Below are 23,372 nucleotides of genomic sequence, written 5' to 3'. Positions count from 1 at the left end.
GGCCAGCAGCCGGGCCTGCCGGGCCTGCGCCCATGCGGCGACCCGGTCGAACCCGACGATCGCATCGATCAGCTGGGCGTCCGACAGCCCGGCCTCGCACTCGGTGTCGGCGTCGATCTCCAGCGCGGCCAGCCCGGACGGGACCGTGTTGCCCCAGGTGCGCTCCTCGTCGTCGCGGCGCAGCTCGCGTTCGATGGCGATCCAGTCGAAGGCGTCCTCGAGTTCGGGGTCGACGGGATCGCCGACCTCCTCCTCGCAGACCGCATCGAACATGTGTTCGATTCTAGTTGATGTGTATTGGCTTCGCAATGTCGATAACGCTGCAGCGGGCGCTGCATGGTGATTGAACGATCAGCTGGCTGAACTGCCGTTCGTGGTCGCAGTGTGGGAGATCCTCGAGGAAGGCGCGGCGGCCGCGGGGCCGTGGTTATCGGGCCACGGACGGCGTACGAAGGATCGCGCCGTGCTTTGATCCGGGCGAGGCGCGGCAGTTCGCGCACGATGCCGGCGTCGCTCATCGCCCAGCCTGTTCGCGGCGCGAGGGCGCTGGGGTCGGCGCGGTGCTTGTGGTTCGACCGATGTTCGATGCGGCGGACACCGTCCTGCGGCACGGCCGCCCGGCAGCAACACAATGGTTGCGGTAGCTGGCAGGTAGTGCTTGCACTCCCGAGAGGATCTTGCGGATTGGTGGGAGGGGGCGTGGAGCAAGGCGAGCCCAGCCCTGCCGATCTCGATCCCGAGCTGCCTCACCCGGCCGATGTCGCACGTGACCTCACCAGGGCTCGCCCTCCGAGCACGAGGTAGGCGACCAACAGCACGAACATGACGGCGCTGACCCAGACGGCCGCGGGCCGCTGCGCCGTGCCGGCGATCGCCTCGCCGATCCGGATCGCGTTCATGGACGAGCCGAGCGCGCCGAGGAGCGCGACGGCCAGTGCGGCGGCGAGCGCGGGGCGTCGCCGGGTCGCCGGGCGGGCGAGGGCGGCGCAGGCGAGCAGCGGGATTCCGACGAACGCGGGGGTGAGCGCCGTGACGCTCACCGCGGACGTCAGCGCGTAGGCCCCGACGCCGAGGACGACGAGGGCGATGCCGAGAGCGGCGGTGAAGCGGACCATCCGGACATTCTACGAGATGTCGAATGAATCAGTGTCGCCGGTCGCCAGCCGCGCAGCGAGTTGACCAGGGCGAGTTCGTCGGCGCGGTGCAGATCCGCCGGACGCAGGACCCGCTCGCGCAGCGCACCGTCCGCCACGAGCAGGGCGCGCTCGACTCCGGGCAGGCAGCCGCTCCCCAGCGGGGGCGTCCACCACTGCCCGTCCAGCCGGACCGCGAGGTTGGCGGTGCAGGACTCGGTGACCTCGCCGCGCTCGCTCACCAGCACCACGTCGTCGGCGGCCGGGTGCCGGGCCAGCCGCGACGAGTACGGCTCGCGCAGGCTCGTCTTGTGGTGCGGCCAGCACGTGGTGGAGTCGATCGGTTCCGGGTCGATCACCAGCCGGACCGGGCCCGCCGGGGCCGGCGGGAGCTCCTCGACGTCGACGCCCACCGCTCCGTCGCGGTAGCAGCGCAGCCGGACCCGGGCGTCCCCGACGCCGGCGAGCCGTGCGTCGAGGGCGGCCCGCGCGGCGGACGCGTCGAAGCGGAACCCGAAGTACGAGGCCGATGCCGCGACCCGGGCGAGGTGGGCGTCGAGCGAGCGGAGGTGCCCGGTCTCCTGCCTCATGGTCTCGATGAGGTGGAACTCCCGCGGGTGGGCGTCGAGCACGCGGGCCTTCGTGAGCAGTTCGGCGTACTCGGCGGCCGGCCGCGAGCCCCAGGTGATCCCGCCACCCGTGCCGTACGTCGCGGTGCGCCGCTGGCGGTCGATCAGCACCGTGCGGATCGCCACGGAGAAGCGGGCCCGGTACGGCGCACCCGGCGGGGCGACCACGCCGACCGCGCCGCAGTACACGCCGCGCGGCCCGTCCTCGAGGTCGCGGATCAACTCCATCGTGCGGGGCTTCGGGGCGCCGGTGACGGACCCGCAGGGGAACAGGGCGCGGAAGATCCCGGTCAGGCCGACGTCGGAGCGCAGCCGGGCGGTGACGTCCGACGTGAGCTGGTGCACGGTCGCGAAGCGTTCGGCGTGCAGGAGGCGCGGCACCGTCACGGTGCCGGTGGCGGCGACGCGGGCCAGGTCGTTGCGGACGAGGTCGACGATCATGACGTTCTCGGCGCGCTCCTTCGGGCTGGAGCGCAGCCCGGCGACGGTCCGCTCGTCCTCGGCCACGGTGCGACCGCGGGGCGCGGTGCCCTTCATCGGGCGCATGAGGATCCGGTCGCCGCGCAACTCGAAGAACAGCTCGGGGCTCGCACCGGCGACCACGAACCGCCCGGCGTCGAGGTAGGCGTTGTAGGCGCCCCGCTGGGCCAGCGCCAGGTCCCGGTAGAGCTCCTCCGGATCGCCGTCCAGCCCGCGGGTCAGCCGGGTGGTGAGGTTGCACTGGTAGGTCTCCCCGGCGGCGATTCGGGCCCGGACCTCCCGCACGGCGGCGCGGTGGCGGCGCTCGTCCCACGCCGGGCTCCAGGAACCGGCGGGCCACCCGCCGGCGCCGGGCCGCAGCGCCGGAGCCCGCTGCGGCTCCGCGGCGAGCGCGAACCAGGCGAGGGGCAGCCCGTCCACCGGGTCCTGCGTGGAGAGGGCCGGGTCCAGCCCGGGAGCGGCCTCGAAGGCGACGAAGCCGAACGCCCACGTCCCCGCGGCGGTGCGCCGCTCGACCTCGTCGAGTACGCCCGCGACCTCGCCGGGCTCCCACGCCGCCAGCACCTGCCCGGTCCCGGCGAACCGCAGGGCGGAGCCGACCGTGAGGTCGTCGAACCGCGCCGTGGGACGTGAGGCGTGCATCGTCCGATCCTGCCCCGGTGCGCGCGGGGCCGGATCGGCGGTCCGCGCATCCCGCCTCGGCCATTCGTCGCGGCCATTCGTCGCGGCTATTCGTCGCGCCCGACGGCGGCGGACAGGAGTGCGTCCAGCTCCGCGGCGACGTCGTCGAGCGCGCGGGTGCTGCGCTCGGCGCGGCAGACGGCGACCGCGCCCTCGGTGGCGGACACGACGAGCGCGGCGAGCCGGCGGGCGCGCTCGGGGACGACCCCGCTCGTCCCGAGCGACGCGGTCAGCAGGGACTCCCACCCCCGGAACACCTCGGCCGCCGCGTCGACCGCGCCGGACCCGTCCGCTTCCTCCACGGCGACGGCGAGCACCGGGCACCCCGCGCGGTACCCGGTGCCGGTGACGACGTCGCGCCAGAACAGGAGGAAGCTCCGCAGGCCCTCGACGGGGCCCGCCTCCAGCCGGTCCCGCAGCACGCGGGTGACGGCGTCACCGGCGAACCGCACCGCCTCGGTGGTCAGCTGGTCCTTGCCACCCGGGAAGTAGTGGTAGGTCGAGCCGAGGGGTGCGCCCGAGTGCCGGGCCACCTCGCGGATGCTCGTCGCGTGGAGCCCGCGGCGGCGGAGCATGTCGGCGGCCCCGGCCACGAGCTGCTCGCGGGGTGCGGGCCTCTTCGTGTTCATGACAGTCGTCATACTAGCGCTATGACGACTGTTATAAGCGCCCGCGAGCTGCGATTCGAGCGCGCCGGGCGGCTGCGCTGGCACGAGCGGGCGGCGCCGCGGCTGCAGGACCCCACCGACGCGCTGGTGCGCCCGTTCCTCGCCGGGCGCTGTGACGGCGACACGGTGCCGATCCACCGGCCGGTCTCCCGCGTGCTGCAGGCCGGGCTGGCGCTCGGGGTGGTCGACCCGGTCGTCGGGCGGATCTGCGGGCCGGTCCCGTTCCGCGGCCCGTTCCCGATCGGGCACGAGTGCGTCGCCGAGGTGGTGGAGCTCGGGTCCGAGGTGGAGGCGCTGGAGATCGGGCAGCGGGTGGTCGTGCCCTGGGCCGTGTCGTGCGGGACCTGCCGTCGGTGCCTCCGCGGCCTGACCTCCACGTGCGACCGGGCCGGCGGTGCCCTCGCCGCGTTCGGGTTCGGCCCGTCCTGCGGTCCGTGGGTCCCTGCGCGCCGGCCTGCGCGCGGCGGCGCCCGGAGCCATCTGCACGGCGGTTGGTTACTACCTCGCCGCGGGCACCCGGGTGCCGCTCATGCACATGTACGCCACGGACGTCACGTTGCGCCTCGGCGTCTCGCACGCCCGCGCGCTGCTGCCGGAGCTGCTGGAGTTCGTGCGCCGCACCGGCTTCCCCGCCGAGCGGGTCACCACCGTCACCGCCGACTGGGACGACGCCCCCGACGCCTATGCGATCCGCACGACCAAGCTCGTGCTCCGCCGCGATCCCGTCTCCTGACGCGGATCGGGATGGGCCCTGGTGCGTGGACCCGCTCGTCCGTATTCTGGATCCACTTCGTTCCTTCTAGGATGCACGGGGTCGCTCATGCTGAAACAGGCGGACAACGAACGCGTCACGCGCACCGGGCCGGGCACCCCGCTGGGCCGGCTGATGCGCGCCTACTGGCAACCGGCGGCGCTCGTGTCCGAGATGCCGGCGGACCGCCCGGTGAAGGCGGTGCGGCTGCTCGGCGAGGACCTGGTGCTGTTCCGGCGCGACGGCGGTTGGGGCCTGGTGGGCCGGTTCTGCGCGCACCGTGGCGTGGACCTGTCCTTCGGGCGGCTGGAGGGCGGCGGACTGCGCTGCCTCTACCACGGCTGGCTCTACGGCCCCGACGGCCGCTGCCTGGAACAGCCCGCCGAGCCGGAGCACTCCACGTTCGCGTCCCGGGTGCGCATCCCGAGCTACCCCTGTGAGGAGCGCAACGGGATCGTGTTCGCCTACCTCGGCGAGGGCGACCCGCCGCCGTTCCCCGGCTACGACTGCTTCACCGCGCCCGACGCGTACACGTTCGCGTTCAAGGGGCTCTGGGAGTGCAACTGGCTGCAGGGCGTCGAGGGCGGGATCGACCCGAGCCACGTCTCCTTCCTGCACCGGTTCGTCGGCGAGGACCCGCGCGAGGTGTACGGCCAGCAGTTCAGCGAGGTCGTCGAGGGCACCGACAAGAAGCTCTCGGAGCTGGTCGCCGAGAACTACCGGCCGGACATCGAGGTGGAGGAGGCCGCGCACGGCCTGCGGGTCTACGCGGTCCGCGGGCTCACCGACCGGATCAGGCATGTCCGCGTGACGAACCTGGTGTTCCCCAACGCGTTCGTCGTGCCGTTCGGCAACGACCGGGTCTTCTGCCAGTGGCACGTGCCGATCGACGACGAGAACCACTACTGGTACATGATCTTCTACGACTTCGCCGACGAGACCGACAAGGAGACGCTGCTCGCCCAGCGGCTGTCCGAGGTCTCCCTGCCGGACTACCGGCCGTTGCGCAACCGCGGCAACGACTGGGGCTTCGACGCCGCCGAGCAGCGCGACCTGACCTACACCGGCATGGGGCTGGACATCAACGTCCACGACCAGTGGGCCGTCGAGAGCATGGGTGCCGTCCAGGACCGCACGGTCGAGCGGCTCGGCGTCTCCGACCGGGCCATCACCGCGTACCGGCGCCAGCTCCTGCGCGCGATCGACGCGTTCGAGGCCGGCCGCCCGACGCCCGGCCGCCCGGCCGACGCGGCGGCGGCCCGTGCGCTCACCGGTCCCGTCGCCGTCGACACCCTCGCGCCCGCCGACGGCTGGGAGGATGCGTGGCGGGACCGGGAACGGGAGCGGCGGATGCGCTCCCCGTGGGCCCGGCCGGTGGAACGGGTGACTGGTGCGTAGCGTGGACGAGCGGCCGGTGTCCGAGGCGGGTGGCGGGAGCGCCGTCCGCCCGATGCTCGCCTCCGACCGGGCGGGCTTCGTGGCCCGGCACGAGCTGTGGGGCGACACCGAGCACGCCGCGGCCGCGCAGCTGCGGCGGGTGGTGGACGAGCTGGGCATCGAGCGGGTCCGCGTCGGGTTCGCCGACCAGCACGGCGTGGTGCACGGCAAGACGGTCACGCGGGAGGCGTTGCCGGACGCGCTCCGATCGGGGATCACCGTGCCGTCGTCGCTGCTGCTCAAGGACACCGCGGGCCGCACCGTCGCGCCCGTCTTCACGGCCGACCCCGGCGTCGGGGTCGCCGGTTTCGCCGGCATCGGCGACGCCGTGCTGGTGCCGGACCCGACGACCTTCCGGGTGCTCCCGTGGTCGCGCGACACCGGGTGGCTGCTCAGCGACGTGTACTTCCCGGACGGGCGGCCGGTGCCGTTCTGCACCCGCAGCGTGCTGCGCGCCGAGCTGGGCCGGCTCGCGGACAGGGGGTTCGAGCTGACCGTCGGCGTGGAGCTGGAGTTCCACGTGTTCGGTGCGCCGGGCCCCGACGGCGTCCCCGTCCCGCTCAGCGCGGGCGGGCAGCTCCTGCACGAGGAGGGTCTCGACCGCCACGACGAGCTCGCCCGCGCCCTGCACCGCGGGCTCACCGACCTCGACCTGCCGGTCCGCTCCCTCGAGCTGGAGTTCGGGCCGAGCCAGTTCGAGATCACCCTCGCGGCCCGCGACGCCCGCCGGGCCGCCGACGACGTCGTGCTGGCCCGGGCCGCGATCCGGCAGCTGTGCCGGCGTGCCGGCCTGCAGGCCACGTTCATGTGCCGGCCGGCGGGCAGTACGTCGGCGAGCACCGGCTGGCACCTGCACCAGTCGTTGAGCGACGGCACGGGGCGCCCCGCGCTGGACCCGGCGGGTCCGCACGAGATCCTCTCGCCGACCGGCCGGCATTGGCTCGGTGGGCTCCTCGCGCACGCGGCCGCGGGTGCCGTCTTCTGCACGCCCACGGTGAACGGCTACAAGAGGTACCTGCCCCAGTCGCTCGCGCCCGACCGCGTGGGCTGGGGTATCGACAACCGGGGCGCCATGATCCGCGTCTGCCCGGCCCGCGACAGCGGGGGAGCGCGGCTGGAGAACCGGGCCGGCGAGCCCGCCGCGAACCCGTATCTCTACATCGCGGCCCAGGTGGTCGCCGGGCGCGACGGCCTCGCGTGCGCCACCGATCCGGGCGAGCCCCTGGACGCGCCCTACACCGCTCCGGCGCCTGCGTTGCCGCGTTCGCTCGGCGAGGCCCTGGACGCCCTCGGCGCCGACCCGGTGTTCGAGCGGGCCTGGGGGAGCGAGGTCGTCTCCTGGTTCAGCGCGATCAAGCGGGCCGAGTTCGACCGCTACCTCGCCCACGTCTCCGACTGGGAACAGCACGAGTACTTCGGCCTGTTCTGAGCGGCCTGTTCTGAGCTGCCTGTTCTGAGCGGCCGCTGCGGGCTCAGCCGCGGAACACCGTGTGCGACCGGCGCTCGTACCAGCGGGCGAGCGCCTCGCCCGCGGCGATCACGTGGTCGCGCATCTCCCGGCGGGCGAGCTCGGCGTCGTTCGCCGCGAGCGCCTCGGTGATCCGCTCGTGCTGGGTGATGTTGTTGGCGCGCAGTCGGGGGTTGTCCTCCAGCACCAGGGCGGAGACGTTGCGCGGGAAGGCGTCGTTGATGTCGCGGATGGTGCGGGCGAGCCGGTCGTTCCCGGCGATCTCGTGGATGAGGGCGTGGAACCGGTCGTTGGCGGCGGTCGTCGGCGAGACCCGCCCGCCGTCCGGGGGTGGGTTCTCGCGCAGCACGTCGTTGGTGCGGCGGAGCTCGTCGAGCTGATCGGGCGAGATCTCGCCCACCGCCCGCACGCAGGCGAGGCCCTCCAGCTCGGCCCGCACCTCGAAGGCCTCGCGCACCTCCCACGGCGCTGGCACCCGCACCACGGCACCACGCCGGGGCTGCACCTCGATCAGCCCGCCGGACTGGAGCTGGCGCAGCGCCTCGCGGATCGGGGTGCGGCTGACCCCGAGCGTCGCGGCCAGGTCGGCCTGGCGCAGCTGGGCGCCGATCGGGATCTCGCCCGACATGATCCGCTCGCGGATCGCGGCGGCGGTGTCGTCGACGAGAGCGCTCTGCTCCCGGCGAGGCGGGTCGGATTCCACGGCAAGGCCCCTTCGCGCGACGACCGCGAGGATACACTTCCGCAGATTCAGGATCCAAGAATCTAGTGGAGTGCGAGTGCGCGGATGAGCTGGCGGGCGGCGTCGCCGCCCGCCTCGACCGCGGTCCGGACGGCAGTGGGCACATCGAGATCATCCAGGAGCGCGGCGCGCACCGCCGCCACCGCCGCGTCGCCGGCACCCGGCGTGCCGCCGGCGACGTACAGCTCCTCGAGCAGCCGGGCGGCGTCCTGGAGCGCGTCCGGCCGGTAGTCCCACGCCCGGTTCCAGGGCCGGTCGAGCAGCATGAGGCGCACCGCGGCGCCCGATGCGGTGCGCAGGAGATCGCTCACCAGCACGAGGTTGCCGGTGGACTTGGCCATCTTGGCCCCGTCGAGGCGGACGGTTCCGACGCGGACGTGGCGCCGGGCGAACGGCGCGACGCCGACGGCGGCCTGGGCCATCGCCACCTGGTACGCGTGGTGCGGGAACGCGAGGTCCGCTCCGCCCGCGAGCACGTCCACGGCCCCGCCGAGCGTGGCGAGCGCCATCGCGGCGCATTCGGCGTGCCATCCCGGGCGCCCGGGCCCCCACGGGCTGGGCCACGCCGGGTCGGCCGGGCCGGACGGCTGCCAGACGGCCACGTCGAACGGGTCGTCACGCAGCGGGTCGTCCGGCCGGTCGCCGTACTCCGACGACAGCGCCCACGCCTCCTCCGCCGTGAGGCCCGCCGCGCCCGGCACGTGGGCCCCGCGGAAGAACACGTGCCCGGCGCGCTCGTACGCGGCGCCAGTGGCCAGCAGCGCCGAAGCCAGCCGCACGACGTGGTCGACGTGGTGGCGGGCGTGCGGCGCGTGGGTCGGGGGGTGGACGCGGAGCGCGGCCATGTCCTGGTCGAACCAGTACTCCTGGATCAGTCCGAACTCCTCGTACGGGCGGTTCCGCTCGGCCGCCGCACGGGTCAGGACGTCGTCCACGTCGGTGACGTTGCGGGCGAGGACGGTGTCGACCCCCGTCATCCGCATCACGCGCCGGACGACGTCCGTCCACACGAAGGCCGACGCGTGCCCGAGGTGCGTCACGTCGTAGGGGGTGATCCCGCAGACGTAGATCCGGGCCGGGACCGTGAGCGGCAGCGGCTCGCCGGCCAGTCTCAGGGTCTCGGGCGCTCGGGTGCGGTGGCGCGTCGCCGGGCCGTCGCCCGCGTGAACAGTCGGTCCGGCCATCGTCCCATCGTGGCACGGGATCTCCCGATCGACGGGCAGCGGCGCCGCCTCAGCCGCCGCCGGCCCGCCGGGCGGCGCGCCTGCTGGCGAACGCCCAGGCGAACACGCCCACGCAGCCCAGCGCGATCGCCCCGAAGATGACGCCGAGCACGGTGGCGCCCTGGAGGAAGAAGATCACCGTGACGAGGGTGCACAGCACGAACGCGACCGCGGCGATACCGGCGTGCAACCGCAACGCGCTCTGCCCGTCCGGAGTGCGCGCATCGTGCCCGGGTCCGCCGACACCGGGCACCGCCCGACTGGTCAGATGCGGGTGTTCCCTGTCCGCCGCCATGAGCTCGGATACCCGGCGCCGTGCCCGCCGAACACGCGCCGACGCCGCGAGACCGCAGGCCCGGACCCGCGTGGCAGTGGGGGCGGCGTTCGCGGGCGAATGGTGTCGCCCCGGTTAGTGTCGCCCCGTGCCGTTCACGCATCGCTCCCTCGCGGCCCGTGAGGCGATCCTCGCCGCAGCACGCGCGCGTTTCACCGAGCAGGGCTACGACCGCACGACGATCAGGCAGGTGGCGGGCGACGCCGGCATCGACCCGTCGATGGTGATGCGGTACTACGGCAGCAAGGAGGGGCTGTTCGCCGCGGCCGTGGATGTCGATCTCCGGTTGCCGGACCTCGCGGCGCTCCCGCGCGACGAGGTGGCGGGGACGCTCGCCAGGCATTTCGTGGCGTTGTGGGGCAACGACCAGGGCGGCCCGCTCAACATCCTGCTGCGGTCGGCCGTGACCCACGAGGAGGCGGCCGAGCGGTTGCGGTCGGTGTTCGCCGACCAGGTGGCCACGATGGTCCGGCGGCTGCTGGGGGAGGGACCCGATGCGGAGCTGCGGGCCGGCCTGCTCAGCACGCAGCTGCTCGGCACCGCGCTGACCCGCTACATCCTCCGGCTTCCCCCCGTCGTCGCGATGGACGACGAGGACGTCGTCGCGATCACGACGGAGTTCGTGGACCGCATCCTCGGCGGGCCGCTGCCGCTCCACCCCTGACCGTCGCAGTCCCTTGACGGCGCGGGTATTCTGCCAACAGACGTTGGCCAATGTATGTTGTCTGTCGAGCGGGGTGGTGCAGGTGTCAGCGGACCGGGAGGCCGCGCGGCGGCGGGCGGCGACAGGATCGGCGCTGTTCATGGTCCTGGGTCCGGGGACGGTCGCGGGTCTCGCGCCGTGGCTGCTCACGCGCTGGCGCCCACGGCGACCCCTGCCGGGCGGCCCGGTCGCGCGGACGGCGGGCGTGGCGCTGGTCGGGGCGGGCGGCTCGGTGATCACGCACGCCTTCGGCCGGTTCGTGCGGGAGGGGCTCGGCACGCCGGTTCCCGTGGCGCCGCCGACGGAGCTCGTCGTCGGCGGGCTGTACCGGCACGTCCGCAACCCCATGTACCTGGCGCTCGACTGCCTGATCCTCGGGCAGGCCCTCCTGCTCGGCCGCGGTCGGCTCGTTGCCTACCTCGCCGCGCTCACGGGTGTGGCGGCGACCGTGGTCAAGGTCTACGAGGAGCCGACGCTCGCGAGGACCTTCGGCGACCAGTACGAGCGGTACCGGCAGAACGTCCCGGCGTGGTGGCCGCGGCTGCGGCCGTGAGACGACCGGAACGCTTGAGTTTCTTGACCCACAACCGTTGGCAAACGAATGACGGCAATCTCGAGGAGGACGACATGTACATGGCGATCCGGCGGTACGCAGCGGTCGCGGGGACGATCGAGCCGATGGTGAAGCGCGTCAGCGGCGAGTTCGCCGATCGCATCCCGGCCCAGGTCGGCGCCGTGTTGTACGCGGCGGTCGACACCGGCGACGGCACCGTGACGACGGTGACCGTCTTCCCGGACGAGGACACCGCGCGGCGGTCCGCCGAGGGGGTCGCCCTCGTGCAGCAGAGCCTCGGCGACGAGTTCGGCGTCGTCGAGCGCGAGGTCATCGAGGGCCCGGTCGTGGTGAGCCGGGCGAGCGAGCCGGTCCTGCGCGCCGTCGATCCGCAATGACCTGCCGCAAGCACGCCGTCGTCACGGGGGCGTCCACCGGCATCGGGCGAGCGACGGCGCTGCGGCTGGCCCGGGACGGCCACCACGTGTTCGCAACGGTGCGCCGGGAGAGCGACGGCACAGAACTCGCGCAGGTGAAGCGCGGCAGGATCACGCCGCTCGTGGTGGATGTGCGATCGGCCGAGCAGATCGCGCATGCGGCGCGGACCGTCGGGGGGCACGTCGCGGGTCTCGGGATCGACGCCCTGGTGAACAACGCGGGTTACGGGGTCTTCGCGCCTCTCGAGGTCGTGTCGATGGACGCGTTCCGCGATCAGCTGGATGTCAACGTGAGCGGGCAGCTGGCCGTGACGCAGGCGTTCCTGCCGCTGCTGCGGCAGGCGCGCGGCCGGATCGTGATGGTGGGCTCGCTCGCCGGCCGCATCACGCTGCCGTTCGCGGGGCCGCAGGCGGCGGCGAAGCGCGCCGTGGTCGCGCTGGCCGATGCCCTGCGGCTCGAGCTGGCCCCGTGGGGGCTGCAGGTGATCCTCGTCGAGCCCGCCAGCATCCGCTCGGCCGCCATCGACAAGCTGCGGCGCGACACCGCCGCGGTGCTGGCGGGCTTCGACGCCCGCGGCGCCGAGGCCTATGGCGAGCTGCTGGCGAACGCGCTCCGGCGGGCCCTGGACCTCGAACGGCACGGCAGCCCTCCGGAGGTGGTCGCCGACGCGATCGCCGGGGCGCTGTCGAGCCGGCGCCCCCGGGCGAACTACCTGGTGGGCCGGCACTCCCGCCGGCTCGCGGCGCTGGCCGTCCTGCCGCCGGTGCTCCTCGACGAGGTGCGGAGGCGGCTGTTCGGGCTGCCGAAGGTCCGGGCCGCGTTGCCGCCCGTCCCGGGTCTCGCGACGGTGGCGGGCTGCAGGGAGGACGACCATGTCTGATCGGGCCGAGGTCGATCTGCCCAGCAGCCCGCTCGCCGCGGTGGATCCCGAGTTCGAGCGGATGGCGCTCGAGACCGGGGCGTTCACGTACGGCCTGGCCGGCACGAGCGTGCGCGAGAAGCTCCTGCAGGTCATCACCGACGACGTGTGCCGCGCACACCTCGGGCTGGCGTTCCGCCTGCACGTGACGGCCGCGAAGATGCACGGCATCCCGTACGCCGACGTCCTGGCGCTGCTCCGGTTCGTCGCGCCGTACGCGGGCTATCCAGCCGCCGCCGACGCCCTGGACCGGCTCGGCGCCCTCGGCCCCGAGGTCGGGTTCGACACGACCGTCGCGGCGCAACCGGAGAAGGATGCCGGAGAGCCGGATCCGGCTCTCCGGTCCTCCGACGGGTGGATGGCCGGCTTCCTGACCTCGCGGACCGGGCGGGCGTGGTCCGAGGAGCGTCTGACCCCGCGGGAGCGGGTCATCGTCGTGATCACGACCGATGTCAGCATGCAGACGCTCGGCGATCCCTTCCACGGACACGTGCAGCTCGCCCGGCGCCTCGGCCTGAGCGACGACGAGATCCGCGACGTCGTGCGGTTCACCGCCGAGCTGTGCAGCGCGCGCACCGTGACGGCGCTCGCGGAGCTGGATCGGATCCGGTCTCGCGAGGACGGCCGGGACCCGGCCGGCACCTACCCCGCCGACGTCGACGCTCGCACCGGTATGTGAGCAGGCACCCGCAGTGGTCGTGCGCCTCGTTACGGCGGCAGGTGACGGGGTACGCCGGGGGAGGTTCGACTTCGGGGAGCAGACGATGAGGATCCGGTCTGTCCGGCGGCGCCGTCGGCGGCGTCCGACGCCGCCTCGGCCGGTGTTCGTGGTGGCGGCCGCGGTGCTGGGCGCACTCGTCGGCGCCGTGACGGAGTACCTGTTCGATCCGGCTCGCGGGCACGCCCGTCGTGCCGGGTTGCGGGAGCGGTCGGCGGCGGCGGTCCGCCGACCTGTGAGGCGAGCGCGACGCACGGCGTCGAGGAACGCGGCGTACCTCCGCGGCAGAGCCCACCGGATGGGGCACCGGCTGAGCCCTTCCCACCCGCCGGTGGACGACCGCACGCTGGTGGACCGGGTGCGGAGCGAGGTGTTCGGCCGCCAGCCCTTCCACGGGCTCTCGGTGAACATCGACGCGGTCGACGGCGTGGTCACGTTGCGCGGGCAGCTCGGCGACCAGGACGCCATCCGCGATCTCGGAGTCGCTGTGGGGAAGGTGGCGGGCGTGCGGGAGGTCGAGAACATGCTGCACACCCCGGACACCGTGGCTCCGAACGTCGTGGGCCTGCAGCGGCCGGAGCACTGACCGCCGAAATCCGTTTGTCCGCCCCAACGGCGGCGCGTTCGAATGGCGCCGTGCCCTTCGATGCGATGTCCTTCGACCCGCGCACGAGCTTCGGCCCTGACGTCGCGGCCACCTACGACGACACTCTCCGCGGCGACGAGGCGGCAGCGGTCGCCCGGCTCGCCGAGCTGGCGGGCGACGGCCCGGCGTTGGAGCTCGCGATCGGCACCGGCCGGATCGCGCTGCCGCTCGCCGCCACCGGCCTGCGGGTGGACGGCGTCGAGCTGTCGCAGGCGATGATCGACCAGCTCCGGGCGCGGCCGGGAGGGGAGGCGCTCGCGGTCACCCGCGGCGACATGGCCGTCGTGGAGATGCCGGACCGCTACCGGCTCGTGTACGTCGTGTTCAACTCGCTGATGAACCTGGTCACGCAGGACGAGCAGGTCGAGTGCGTCGCCAATGCCGCGCGCCACCTCACCGAGGACGGTGTGTTCGTCGTCGAGAACGTCGTGCCCGACCCCGTGTACGGCCTGCGCCAGGACCGCGGTGGCGTGGACCAGTACGTCGAGGCGGAGCACATCGGGCCCGACGGCATCACGATCGAGGTGGGGCGCTTCGACCGCGTCACGCAGCGCGTCGACAAGTGCCACGTGCGACTGGGTGGCGGGGGCGTCCGGCTCGACCCGCTGGCCCTGCGCTACATCTGGCCCAGCGAGCTGGACCTCATGGCCCGCCTCGCCGGGCTGCGCCTGCTGGCCCGCTGGGGCGGGTGGGCCGGCGAGCCGTTCGACAGCCGCAGCCTGCGGCACGTGTCGGTCTACGGCCGGGAGAGCCGGGCCCGGTAGCCGCGGAGGCGGTCGAGCCCGGCCGGCGACGCCGCCCCGGTGACGACCGCGCCCTCGCCGAGCAGCAGGGCGGCGAGGTCGTCGAGCACCCACAGGGACCCGAGCGGAGCGCGCAGGACAACGTCGCCCAGCGCATGACGTCCACCTCCACGACGCGGCCCGCACCGGACACGTCGGCTGCGGGCGCGCCCTGCAGCTGCCCGATGGCCGCAACGAGCGGGTCGACGGACAGGAAGGATGCGGTGCCGACCTGGTGCCGGCCCAGCAGCAGTGCGAGGGCGGCAGTGGCGCCGTCGAGCGTGACCAGCCGTCCGGTCGCGCCGCCGCCCCCGCCTGTGGTCGCGCACCCCGCGAGCACGCCGCAGGCCGCGGCGACGAGCACGGACCGCCGGCTCGGCATCCGGCGGACACGGGGTATGGCGGTCGGCGTCACGGGTCTCCTCCGGTCGGGCTCGGCCGCTCTGACCGGCGGCGTCTGCCACGGAGGGTCGTCCCGGCGCCGCCCGCGGTTCCCGCGCCGAGAAAGGGGGTCAGGCCACCGGAGAGCGAGTAGTAACTACGGCATGCATCTCGCGGACTACATGCGCCAGGTACCCGACCTCGCGCAGTTCCCGGTGGTGGACGCCCTCCACGCCGAGCCCGACGCCCTGGCCGCCGCCCATCCCGACCTGGTGAGCGTGCGGCGGATCGGGACGTCCCGGTCGGGGGATCCGCTGCGGGTGCTGACCGTGGGCGACGGCCCGGCCGACGCGGTCGTGATCGGCGGGCCGCATCCGAACGAGCCGGTCGGCGGTCTCACCGTCTGCGTGCTGGCGGGGTTGCTGTGCCGGGACGCGGCGCTGCGCGCCGAGCTCGGGTACCGCTGGCACCTCGTCCCGTGCGCCGACCCGGACGGCGCCCGGCTCAACGAGGGCTGGTTCGGCAGGCCGGGCGACCGCCGCGCGTACGCGGAGCACTTCTACCGGCCCGACCCCGTCGAGCAGGTCGAGTGGACGTTCCCGCTGTCCGGCGAGGAGTACCGGTTCGACCGGACGCTGCCGGAGACCGCGGCCCTGATGCGGCTGATGGACGAGGTGGAGCCGTCGCTGGTGTGCTCGCTGCACAACGGGGAGCACCAGGGGGTCTTCTTCTACCTCAACCGCGACGACCTGGAGCTCGCCCATCGGCTCGCCGAGCTGGCCGGGCACGAGGGCCTGCCGCTGCACCACGGCGAACCCGAGCTGCCGGGGTCGCGGCTGATCGCTCCCGCCGTCTACGCCATGCACGACGGTGCGCAGGTCGGCGCGATGTTCGGGGCGGGCGCCGGCAGCGCGGACTACGCCGCCCGGTTCGGCGCGCTGCACCTCGTGCCGGAGGTGCCCCTGTGGACCGACCAGCGGGTGGCCGATCGGAGCGAGACCGGCACCGGCCACGAGCAGCTGCTGGTGAGCGGCGCGGTGGCCCGGCGGGAGGCGCTCGACACGCTGGAGGCTGCGCTCGCCGCCGTCGCCGGCGACCTGACCGTGCGATCGCCGTTCGAGCGCTCCCTGCGCGCCACCCTGCGGACCTTCCGCACGCTCGTCGACCACCGCGACGCCGTTCCCGGCCCCGACCGGCCCGCCACGGTCGCGGAGGAGTTCGACCACCGGCAGGAGCTGCACCTGCTCCGGCTCCGCCTGCTCGGCACCTTCCTGCGCATGCTCGACGCCGAGATCGCCGCGGGCAGCTCGGCGCCCGCCGTCCACACCCAGCGTCGCGTGCTCGGGGACATCTTCGACCGGTGGGTGGGGGAGGCCGTGGCCGACACGCGCGGCCCGGCGATCGAGATCCGCAGGACGGTGGCGGTGCAGATGGGCGCGATCCTGCTCGCCGCCACCCGGGCCGTCGGCCCGGGTCAGTACACGAGCAGGATCCCGACGGGCAGGTCGATGGGCAGCAGTGCGGGCAGGCCGGCCACCAGCACCGCGGCCACCGCCGTGTAGACCACGACGGTCCGCGGCCGGGCCCGGGCCGCAGTCGGAGGCCGTCTTCGCTGTCATGATCACTGCTTCGGTGCGAGAACGGCCGAATCCATGCCGCTCAGGCCCCCGCCGATCATCGGAGCGCCGGGGCATCCGGGCGGTTGAGGGGGCGGCGGCAGCATCGGCGACCGCACCGCGCTCGCGGGACTGCACGACGAGCTGACCGGGGTCATCGGGTCGGGGTGAGCACTTCGACCGTCCCGCGGCTGCCGTCCACCCGCACCCGGTCGCCGGTGTGCAACACGCTCGTGGCGTTGCCCGTCCCGACGACGGCCGGGATGCCCAGCTCGCGGGCCACGATCGCGGCGTGCGAGAGCGGGGCGCCGACGTCGGTGACCACGGCGGCGGCGCGCGGGAAGAGCGGCGTCCACCCGATGTTGGTCACGGTGGTCACGAGGATCTCGCCGGGGCGCAGCTGCGCCCCCTCCTCGGCGGAGTTCAGCACCCGCACGACGCCCTCGACGACCCCCGCCGCGCCCGGGAACCCGGTCCCCGCCCGCCGGTGGTGGCACCGCCGTCGCGTCGAAGACGTCGGAGCGGCGGCCCGGGTCCGCGGCCCAGGCGAACGGGTCGAACGCGCCGCGGATCAGCGACGGGTAGGGCGGCAGCGCGGCGTAGCGCTCGTGGGCGGCGCGTCGCTCGGAGGTGTCGGGGGCGGGTGCGCCGCGCAGGACCGCGGTGAGCTCGTCCACCTCGAGCATGAACACCTCCTCGCCGAGACCCGTGAGCTCCGCGGCCTGCAGCAGGTGGGCGCGCGCCACCGCGAACGCCCTGATCACCTCGGTGCGCGCCTGCTCGCGCTTGCTCGCCGCGCGCGCCCAGCGCTGCAGCCGCTTGCGGGTGGCCTCGACCTGCCGCGGGTGCGTCGTGACGAGCCGGTCCCACGCGGCGTGGTGGGCCGCCTCCTGCTTCTGCAGGAGCTCCAGCGGGTCGGCCCCCGCCCCGCGCAGCGCCGCGAGCTGCTGGTCCACCCAACCGGGCTGCTCGGCGGGGCGGGGGCGCGACACCTCGAACTCGTGCGGCCCGCGGTGTCCGTAGCGCGCGACGTAGGTGGCCTCGTCGATGTCGCCGCGTTCGAGCAGTGCCAGCCCCACCACGGGGCCGAGGCTCGCGAGCATCTCGCCGTCGACCGTGATGCCCGAGGTGAGCGCCGCCGCGTCGGCGTCGCCGACGAGCTCGCGCAGGCGCCGCTGCACGGTGAGCAGGGCGACCGGGTCGCTGCGCCCGGCGGCGGCGAGCATGTCCGACGCGGTGCGGACGAGCGGGCGCACCTCGTCGTCCCACAGCCGCGCCAGCGCGGCCGGGTCGGTGGTGGCGGCGATCCGGTCGGTCAGCTCCGCGCAGTGGCGCGGGTTCGCCGCCACGAACGCGGGCAGCCGCCGCAGGGTGCCGGGCACGCTCGCCACGAACCGCACCGCGGTGGGCACGAGCAGGCGGAGCACCTTCGCCCGGGACAGCGGGACCGGTGGGATCGCGACGCCGGCCGGCAGCCGGCCGAAGGTGCTCTCGGTGAGCGAGCGGAAGCGGGTCTCCGAGATGCCGACCAGCCGTGACATGGCCGCGGACAGGCTCAGGTTCAGGTAGAACCGCCCGCCGATGTTCCCGTAGCCGCGGAAGCCGGGCAGCGTGAGCGTCGGCATCGCGCGGGACATGAACAGCTGCACCAGCGACCAGGTGGCCGGCGTCATGACGTCCGGGATGGCCTCGCCGAGGTTCGTGTTGGTCCACAGGTAGTCGCCGGCGCGACTGTCGTTCCACGGGTCGCGCAGCCCGGTGATCGGCCGGGCCTGCACGATCGCGAACACGTCGTCCGCGAGGGTCCACTCGACGTCCATGGGGCGGCCGTAGTGGGCCGCGATGCGCCGGCCGAGGGCGGTGAGCTCGCCGGCCAGGGCGTCGTCGAGGACGGGGGCGCGGCGCCGCTCGTCGGGTACCGGCAGCTCCGCGGGGCCGGCGGGCGTGCGCACGGTCATGACGGCCTTGTCGCCGGTGCGGCGCTCCCGCACCGCGCCGGTGGCCGCGTCGAGCACCAGCTCGTCGGGGGTGACGTGGCCGCCGACCAGGGACTCCCCGAGCCCCCATGCCGCGTTGACGACCATCCGGTCGGTCGCGCCCGTCACGGGGTCGGCGGTGAACAGCACCCCGGCCGCGTCCGCGTCGACGAGCTCCTGGACCACCACGGCGAGCGCCACGTCGTCCGGGTCGATGCGCTCGCGCCTGCGGTACTCGATCGCCCGCGCCGTCCACAGCGAGGCCCAGCAGCGACGCACCGCGTCGACGACGGCGTCGGCGCCGCGGACGTCGAGGAACGTGTCCTGCTGCCCGGCGAAGGAGGCCCCCGGCAGGTCCTCCGCGGTCGCCGACGAGCGGACGGCGACGGCCGGCTCGCCGAGCGCGGCGTACGCCGCCCTGATCGGGGCGGCGAGCTCGTCGGGCACCTCGTGGGCCGTGAACAGCGCGGCGATCGCCGCGCTGTCCGCGGTGGTAGCCGCGGCGACGATCCGGTCCTGCAGGCCGTTGAACGCGACGAACCGCCGGTATGCGCCGGTGGTCACGTGGAAGCCGGGCGGCACCGGCAGACCGGCGCGCCGCAGCGTCGCGAGCGAGGCGCCCTTCCCGCCGGCGGTGGCCAGGTCCGCCGCCTCCGCCTCGAGCGGCAGTACGTACGTGTTCACGCGGTCACCTCCGCGCCCAGAGCGGCGGCGAGCCGCTCCTCGGCGATCGTCAGTGCGCGGGCGACGTGGTCGCGCACCGCCCGGTCCGTCTCGGCCACCTCGGCCGGGCTGAGCGGTTCGGGCCGCCGCAGCGCCCGCCACGTCGCGTCGGCCACCAGCTCGGGTACCGCGTCGTCCGGTACCCGGAACTCCTCCGGCATGAGCGGGGCGGTGAGGAAGTAGCCGAGGAACACGGCGGAGAGCACCGTGACCTGCTCGGGGAGGGTGCGGTCCGTGCGGACGAGGCCCGCTGCCCGCAGCGTCGCGACGAGCTCGGTGACGCCGCCGCTGGGCGTGCCCTCCTCCGCGGCAGCCCGCGCGAGGCCGCCGAGGATCTCCGTGTTCCGGGTCAGCACGGCGGCGACGAGCGGGCTGCGCTGGTAGGCCCGCACGCACTCGGCGAGCAGCAGCTCCAGGTCGGCGGGGCGCCCCGCGTCCCGGAGCCGGTCGCGGATCTGCCTCAGGAGGGCGGCCTGCTCCCGGCGCAGCAGCGCGAGGAAGAGCCGGTCGCGGCTGCGCCAGTGCGCGTAGACGCTGCCCTTCGCGATGCCGGCCTCGCGGGCGATGTCGGTGATGGTCGTGCGGTCGTGGCCGTAGCGCAGCAGCAGCCGCGCGGCGGCGTCGAGGATGCGGTCGGCCCGTTCGACGGGATCGACGGGGACACCCCGTGGGGACACCGGGCCCTCCTGAGGGTTGATGACCGGATGAACGAATCTGGTCATCATGGTGCCACAGGTGGGGTCAGGAGCTCTCGCGGGGGACGACCCGGAACCCGACGTCGCGAAGGCGCTCGGGGCCGGCCTGCGCTGCATGCGGTCCAGGAGCATGGTCCCGGCCAGCGCGCCGGTCTCTGATCGACGAGGAGCACGGTCGGCGTCGATTCACCGGCCGGTCGTGCGCTGCAGCCGTCGATCGGGGTGTCGAACCGCGTCAGGGAAGCTGGTCCAGGCCCAGGATCCGGTCCAGCAGCCGGAGCCGGAGCACGGCCCAGAGCGCGGCGAACCACAGCACCAGTGCCGGCAGGACGACCGTGAACACCGGGGCCGCCGGTCCGGTCAGGCCGAAGTAGTCCGACAGCGCCGGCACGAACAGGACCGCGGCGAACGCCACCAGCAGCATCGCGACCAGCACCGCCGGTCGCCGGTCGCCGGTGGGCCGGGTCCAGGCGGCGAACAGCCGCGAGGGCGGGGCGAGGAACAGGATGAGCACGAACGAGGCGAGCCCGACGAACGTCGAGAGGCCGGTCTGCGCGCCGATGGTGGCCGCGGCCTCGGCGAAGTCGGCGTCGGTGCCGTAGGTGAGGCCGGTGTAGCTCTCGAACTGCGCGATCACCTCCGCCGGCGTGCGGCCGGTCGTGAAGCCCTGGGCGACCGCCTTGTACAGCCAGGCGTAGACCGCCGTGCCGAACCCCGCCGTGACGAGCGCGGCGGGGACGACGAACCGGGCGAGGTTCCCGAGCAGGCGCTCGTCGGGCGCGGTGGGCCGGGCCCACAGGGTGAGGAACAGCGTCGGGACGCCGACCGTGAGCAGGGTCAGCCCGACCTGGGTGGGCGAGTAGGGGAAGCCGAGCCCGAGCATGGTGACCGCGAGGATGACGAGCCCCTGCGTGGCCACCCGGGCGAGGAACACGTACGTCGACACCGCGATGCCGGAGATGATCCGCCTGCCCTCGGCGCGGGCCGGGAGCAGCGCGGCGAACGAGTCGTCGACGAGCACGACGTCGGCGACGTCGCGGGTGACGGCGCTGCCGCTGCGCATCGCCACCCCGACGTGCGCGGCCTTGAGCGCGCGGGCGTCGTTCACCCCGTCGCCGATCATCGTGACGTAGCGGCCGTGCCGCCGCAGGGAGGAGACGATCCGTTCCTTCTGCTCGGGGGCGACGCGGCCGAACACGGTGGTGCGGCCGACGACCCGGTCGAGCGCCGCGTCGTCGAGGCCCTCCAGGTCCGGCCCGGGCGCGGGCCGTCCCGGGTCGAGGCCCGCCTGCGTCGCGAGCGCGGCGACCGTGCGCGGGTCGTCACCGGAGAGGACCTTGAGCGCGACGCCGCCTGCGGCGAACCGCCGCACGGTCTCGGCGACCTCGGGGCGCAGCTCGTCGGCCATCGCCACGAGCCCGACCGCCTCCAGCGGCGGCAGCGCGGCACGGCCGTCGGCGTCGCGCAGCGGGGCGTCCGGGTCGACGGCGCGGGCCAGCAGCAGCACCCGCAGCCCCGACCCCGCCCGTTCGGCGACCGCGCTTGCCGGCAGGGGGCGCGCCAGGTGCGGGGCGAGGGCGTCCGGCGCGCCGAGCACCCACGCTCCCTCGCTCGTGACGACGCCGGACCAGCGCAGCGACGACGCGAACGGCACCTCGTCGCGCACCTCCCAGGCGGTGCCGGGAAGGCTCGCGGCCAGCGCGGCGGTGGTGAGGTTCTGGGTGGTCGCCGAGCGGGCGAAGGCCCCGAGGGCGGCGGCCGCGTCCTGCCCGCCCAGCGGTTCGACGTCCTTCAGCGCCAGGCGACCGGTGGTGAGCGTGCCCGTCTTGTCGGTGCAGACGACGTCGACGTGGCTGATCGACTCCACGGCGTTGACCTGCTGGACGAGCGCCCCGCGGGAGGCGATCAGCGCCGCCCCGCGCGTGTAGGCGAGCGCGATCAGGAAGAACAGCCCGTACGGGACGAGGCCCGACAGCACCGCGGTGATCTGCACGACCCGCAGCAGCGAGAAGCCCTCCAGGGCGGCCTGCGCGAGGATCGCCCCGCTCATCAGGACGACCAGCGCCATCACCAGCCGCACCACGAAGTCGATGCGCCGCTGCAGCGGGGTCTTGTCGGTGGTGACGCGGCGCGCCTCGGCGGTGAGCCGGCCCGCGTAGCTCGCCGCGCCCACGTCGCGTGCCTCCTGGTGGCCCTCGCCGGCCACGCACACCGTGCCCGAGCGCAGGTCGTCGCCCGGCCGCTTCACCACCGGCTCGGACTCGCCGGTGAGCAGCGACTCGTCGACCTCCACCCAGCCGCCCGGCAGCACCGGCCCGTCCACGACGACCTGGTCGCCCGCTCGCACCCGCACCACGTCGCCGCGGACGACGTCGGCCGGTGCGGCCGGGGTCTCCCCGCCGTCGCGCACCACGACGACCGGTGCCTTCTCGAGCAGCTGCAGCCCGTCCAGCTTCCGCTTCGCCCGGATCTCCTGTGCCGCGCTGAGCACCGCGTTGACCAGGCCGAGCCCGACGCTGACGAACGCGTCGTTCCAGCGGCCCATCGCGAGCAGCGCGGCGCCGATGACGAACAGGATCGTGTTGTAGAACGAGAAGACGTTCGTGCGCAGGATCGTGGCGTAGCCGCGGGACGTGCCGCCGACCGGCGTGTTCGCCTCGCCCGCCCGGCGGAGGGTCGCCACCTCGGCGGAGGTCAGCCCGGCCGGCACCGCCACGTCCATGGCCGGGACAGTAGGTCAACGACCCGTGCGCGCCGCGACGAGCACGGCGACCGTGTTCGCGGTGACGACGAGCGCGATGCCGAGCCAGTCGAGCGCGGCGAGTACCTCACCGAGCGCGAGAGCGCCGATGCCGGCGGCGAACACCGGGCTGACGCTCATGAAGAGCCCGAAGACGTGGGCGGGGACCCGGCGCAGCGCGAGCAGGTCGGCGAGGAACGGCACGGCCGACGAGAGCAGGCCTGCCGCGGCGGCGCAGGCGAGAGCGGCCGGGGTCGGCGGGTGCGCGACGAGGACCCCGATGCCGACGGGCACGTACCCGAGGCCCGACACCGCCCCGGCGGCCGCCGAACCCTCCAGGCCCGGCAGCCGCCGGCCCACCGTGCGGTTGAGCAGGATGTAGGTGGCCCAGCAGAGGGCGGCCAGCAGCCCGAGGGCGATGCCGAGGTGGTCGCTGGAGGGCTGTGGCCGGGTGAGGACGACGACCCCGGCGGCGGCGAGCGCCGCGCAGCCGAGCGTGACGTGGCGGCGCGCGCCGGCCACGGCGACGGTGAGCGGGCCGAGGAACTCCAGCGTGACCGCCAGTCCGAGCCCGATGCGGTCGATCGCCGCGTAGAGCGAGACGTTCATGGTGGCGAACACCGCGGCGAGCCCGAGCACGGGCCACCACTGCTGCCGGGTGAACGATCGCAGGCGCGGCCGGCCGACGGCCAGCAGCACCACCCCGGCCACCCACTGGCGGACCGCCACCACCCCGACCGGCCCGATCACCCCGAAGGCGAGCGAACCGAGCGCTGCCCCCGTCTGGCTGGACAGGCTGCTGGTGAGCATCAGCGCCACGCCGGACGCCCGGGCGGTGGCGGTTCGCTGCCGGATGGGAGTGTCCACGCGGCCCAGCATGCGTCCCGCCCGGCCATTCACAAAATGCATCTCTCGCCACAGCGATACGCTGCGCGC

22 protein-coding genes and 1 pseudogene are annotated in these 23,372 nt (G+C 74.4%); 12 read left to right on the top strand and 11 right to left on the bottom strand.

Annotated elements, in window-relative coordinates:
* From ABEA81_RS36065 to ABEA81_RS36050, 4 genes are all read right to left on the bottom strand, one after another.
* Window positions 1-273: hypothetical protein (locus tag ABEA81_RS36065; protein WP_345611524.1), on the bottom strand; the 273-nt coding region annotated here is incomplete at its 3' end.
* A 473-nt stretch (window positions 274-746) separates the two neighbouring features.
* Window positions 747-1,115 (bottom strand): hypothetical protein, encoded by a 369-nt coding sequence (locus ABEA81_RS36060; RefSeq protein ID WP_345611522.1) that lies wholly within the window; start codon window positions 1,113-1,115, stop codon window positions 747-749.
* Complete coding sequence (pabB, locus tag ABEA81_RS36055; RefSeq protein WP_345611520.1) at window positions 1,049-2,884, bottom strand: aminodeoxychorismate synthase component I; 1,836 nt, start codon at window positions 2,882-2,884, stop codon at window positions 1,049-1,051. Before pabB ends, ABEA81_RS36060 begins: the two co-directional genes overlap by 67 nt.
* Window positions 2,885-2,970: 86 nt before the next feature.
* Window positions 2,971-3,552 carry a TetR/AcrR family transcriptional regulator gene (locus ABEA81_RS36050; RefSeq protein WP_345611519.1) on the bottom strand — a complete coding sequence of 194 codons (582 nt, stop codon included), beginning with the start codon at window positions 3,550-3,552 and terminating at the stop codon, window positions 2,971-2,973.
* A 21-nt stretch (window positions 3,553-3,573) separates the two neighbouring features.
* Between ABEA81_RS36050 and ABEA81_RS36045 the strand changes: the two are divergent.
* The 4 genes and pseudogenes from ABEA81_RS36045 to ABEA81_RS36030 form a co-directional block, all read left to right on the top strand.
* Window positions 3,574-3,936: pseudogene (locus ABEA81_RS36045) on the top strand (alcohol dehydrogenase catalytic domain-containing protein); the annotation flags it as partial.
* A gap of 49 nt (window positions 3,937-3,985) precedes the next feature.
* Window positions 3,986-4,324: an MDR/zinc-dependent alcohol dehydrogenase-like family protein gene (locus ABEA81_RS36040; RefSeq protein ID WP_345611518.1), complete on the top strand. Its 339-nt coding sequence runs from the start codon at window positions 3,986-3,988 to the stop codon at window positions 4,322-4,324.
* Window positions 4,325-4,411: 87 nt separating this feature from the next.
* The gene (locus tag ABEA81_RS36035) at window positions 4,412-5,740 is read left to right on the top strand and encodes a Rieske 2Fe-2S domain-containing protein (RefSeq protein WP_345611516.1); all 1,329 of its coding nucleotides are present in this window, start codon (window positions 4,412-4,414) and stop codon (window positions 5,738-5,740) included.
* A gap of 1 nt (window position 5,741) precedes the next feature.
* Complete coding sequence (locus ABEA81_RS36030) at window positions 5,742-7,208, top strand: glutamine synthetase family protein (protein WP_345611514.1); 1,467 nt, start codon at window positions 5,742-5,744, stop codon at window positions 7,206-7,208.
* A gap of 43 nt (window positions 7,209-7,251) precedes the next feature.
* Here ABEA81_RS36030 and ABEA81_RS36025 read toward each other — a convergent pair whose 3' ends face one another.
* The 3 genes from ABEA81_RS36025 to ABEA81_RS36015 all read right to left on the bottom strand — a co-directional run bounded on the left by ABEA81_RS36025 (window position 7,252) and on the right by ABEA81_RS36015 (window position 9,465).
* Window positions 7,252-7,950: a GntR family transcriptional regulator gene (locus ABEA81_RS36025; protein WP_345611513.1), complete on the bottom strand. Its 699-nt coding sequence runs from the start codon at window positions 7,948-7,950 to the stop codon at window positions 7,252-7,254.
* Between the two features lie 62 nt (window positions 7,951-8,012).
* Entirely contained in the window at window positions 8,013-9,173 is a 1,161-nt protein-coding gene (locus ABEA81_RS36020; protein ID WP_345611511.1) for a cysteine--tRNA ligase, read from the bottom strand.
* Window positions 9,174-9,222: 49 nt separating this feature from the next.
* A complete protein-coding gene (locus tag ABEA81_RS36015; protein WP_345611509.1) occupies window positions 9,223-9,465 on the bottom strand; it encodes a hypothetical protein in 243 nt (80 codons plus the stop codon).
* Between the two features lie 169 nt (window positions 9,466-9,634).
* On the opposite strand from ABEA81_RS36015, the gene ABEA81_RS36010 reads away from it, so the two are divergent.
* From ABEA81_RS36010 to ABEA81_RS35975, 8 genes are all read left to right on the top strand, one after another.
* On the top strand, window positions 9,635-10,210 hold the full coding sequence (locus tag ABEA81_RS36010) for a TetR/AcrR family transcriptional regulator (RefSeq protein WP_345611507.1): 576 nt from the start codon (window positions 9,635-9,637) through the stop codon (window positions 10,208-10,210).
* Window positions 10,211-10,292: 82 nt separating this feature from the next.
* Entirely contained in the window at window positions 10,293-10,802 is a 510-nt protein-coding gene (locus ABEA81_RS36005; RefSeq protein WP_345611505.1) for a methyltransferase family protein, read from the top strand.
* Window positions 10,778-11,200, top strand: coding sequence for a hypothetical protein (locus ABEA81_RS36000; RefSeq protein WP_345611503.1), 423 nt, complete (start codon window positions 10,778-10,780; stop codon window positions 11,198-11,200). Before ABEA81_RS36005 ends, ABEA81_RS36000 begins: the two co-directional genes overlap by 25 nt.
* Complete coding sequence (locus ABEA81_RS35995; RefSeq protein ID WP_345611501.1) at window positions 11,197-12,120, top strand: SDR family NAD(P)-dependent oxidoreductase; 924 nt, start codon at window positions 11,197-11,199, stop codon at window positions 12,118-12,120. Before ABEA81_RS36000 ends, ABEA81_RS35995 begins: the two co-directional genes overlap by 4 nt.
* On the top strand, window positions 12,113-12,838 hold the full coding sequence (locus tag ABEA81_RS35990) for a carboxymuconolactone decarboxylase family protein (RefSeq protein WP_345611500.1): 726 nt from the start codon (window positions 12,113-12,115) through the stop codon (window positions 12,836-12,838). Before ABEA81_RS35995 ends, ABEA81_RS35990 begins: the two co-directional genes overlap by 8 nt.
* Before the next feature lie 370 nt (window positions 12,839-13,208).
* Window positions 13,209-13,463: a BON domain-containing protein gene (locus ABEA81_RS35985; RefSeq protein WP_345611498.1), complete on the top strand. Its 255-nt coding sequence runs from the start codon at window positions 13,209-13,211 to the stop codon at window positions 13,461-13,463.
* A gap of 50 nt (window positions 13,464-13,513) precedes the next feature.
* Entirely contained in the window at window positions 13,514-14,287 is a 774-nt protein-coding gene (locus ABEA81_RS35980) for a class I SAM-dependent DNA methyltransferase (RefSeq protein ID WP_345611496.1), read from the top strand.
* Between the two features lie 563 nt (window positions 14,288-14,850).
* The gene (locus tag ABEA81_RS35975) at window positions 14,851-16,248 is read left to right on the top strand and encodes a M14 family zinc carboxypeptidase (protein WP_345611495.1); all 1,398 of its coding nucleotides are present in this window, start codon (window positions 14,851-14,853) and stop codon (window positions 16,246-16,248) included.
* A gap of 59 nt (window positions 16,249-16,307) precedes the next feature.
* On the opposite strand, the gene ABEA81_RS42830 is transcribed toward ABEA81_RS35975, so the two are convergent.
* The 4 genes from ABEA81_RS42830 to ABEA81_RS35950 form a co-directional block, all read right to left on the bottom strand.
* A complete protein-coding gene (locus ABEA81_RS42830) occupies window positions 16,308-18,962 on the bottom strand; it encodes a PEP/pyruvate-binding domain-containing protein (RefSeq protein ID WP_425570801.1) in 2,655 nt (884 codons plus the stop codon).
* Window positions 18,959-19,678 carry a TetR/AcrR family transcriptional regulator gene (locus ABEA81_RS35960; RefSeq protein WP_345611494.1) on the bottom strand — a complete coding sequence of 240 codons (720 nt, stop codon included), beginning with the start codon at window positions 19,676-19,678 and terminating at the stop codon, window positions 18,959-18,961. The genes ABEA81_RS42830 and ABEA81_RS35960 overlap by 4 nt, the downstream gene beginning before the upstream one ends.
* A gap of 253 nt (window positions 19,679-19,931) precedes the next feature.
* Window positions 19,932-22,418: an HAD-IC family P-type ATPase gene (locus ABEA81_RS35955; protein WP_345611493.1), complete on the bottom strand. Its 2,487-nt coding sequence runs from the start codon at window positions 22,416-22,418 to the stop codon at window positions 19,932-19,934.
* Between the two features lie 15 nt (window positions 22,419-22,433).
* A complete protein-coding gene (locus ABEA81_RS35950; RefSeq protein ID WP_345611492.1) occupies window positions 22,434-23,303 on the bottom strand; it encodes an EamA family transporter in 870 nt (289 codons plus the stop codon).
* Window positions 23,304-23,372: the final 69 nt, after the last annotated feature.

The organism is Pseudonocardia adelaidensis (assembly GCF_039543345.1).
Lineage (GTDB): Bacteria > Actinomycetota > Actinomycetes > Mycobacteriales > Pseudonocardiaceae > Pseudonocardia > Pseudonocardia adelaidensis.
Note: the sequence above shows the minus strand (reverse complement) of the source record. Positions and strands in the feature narration are given on the sequence as shown.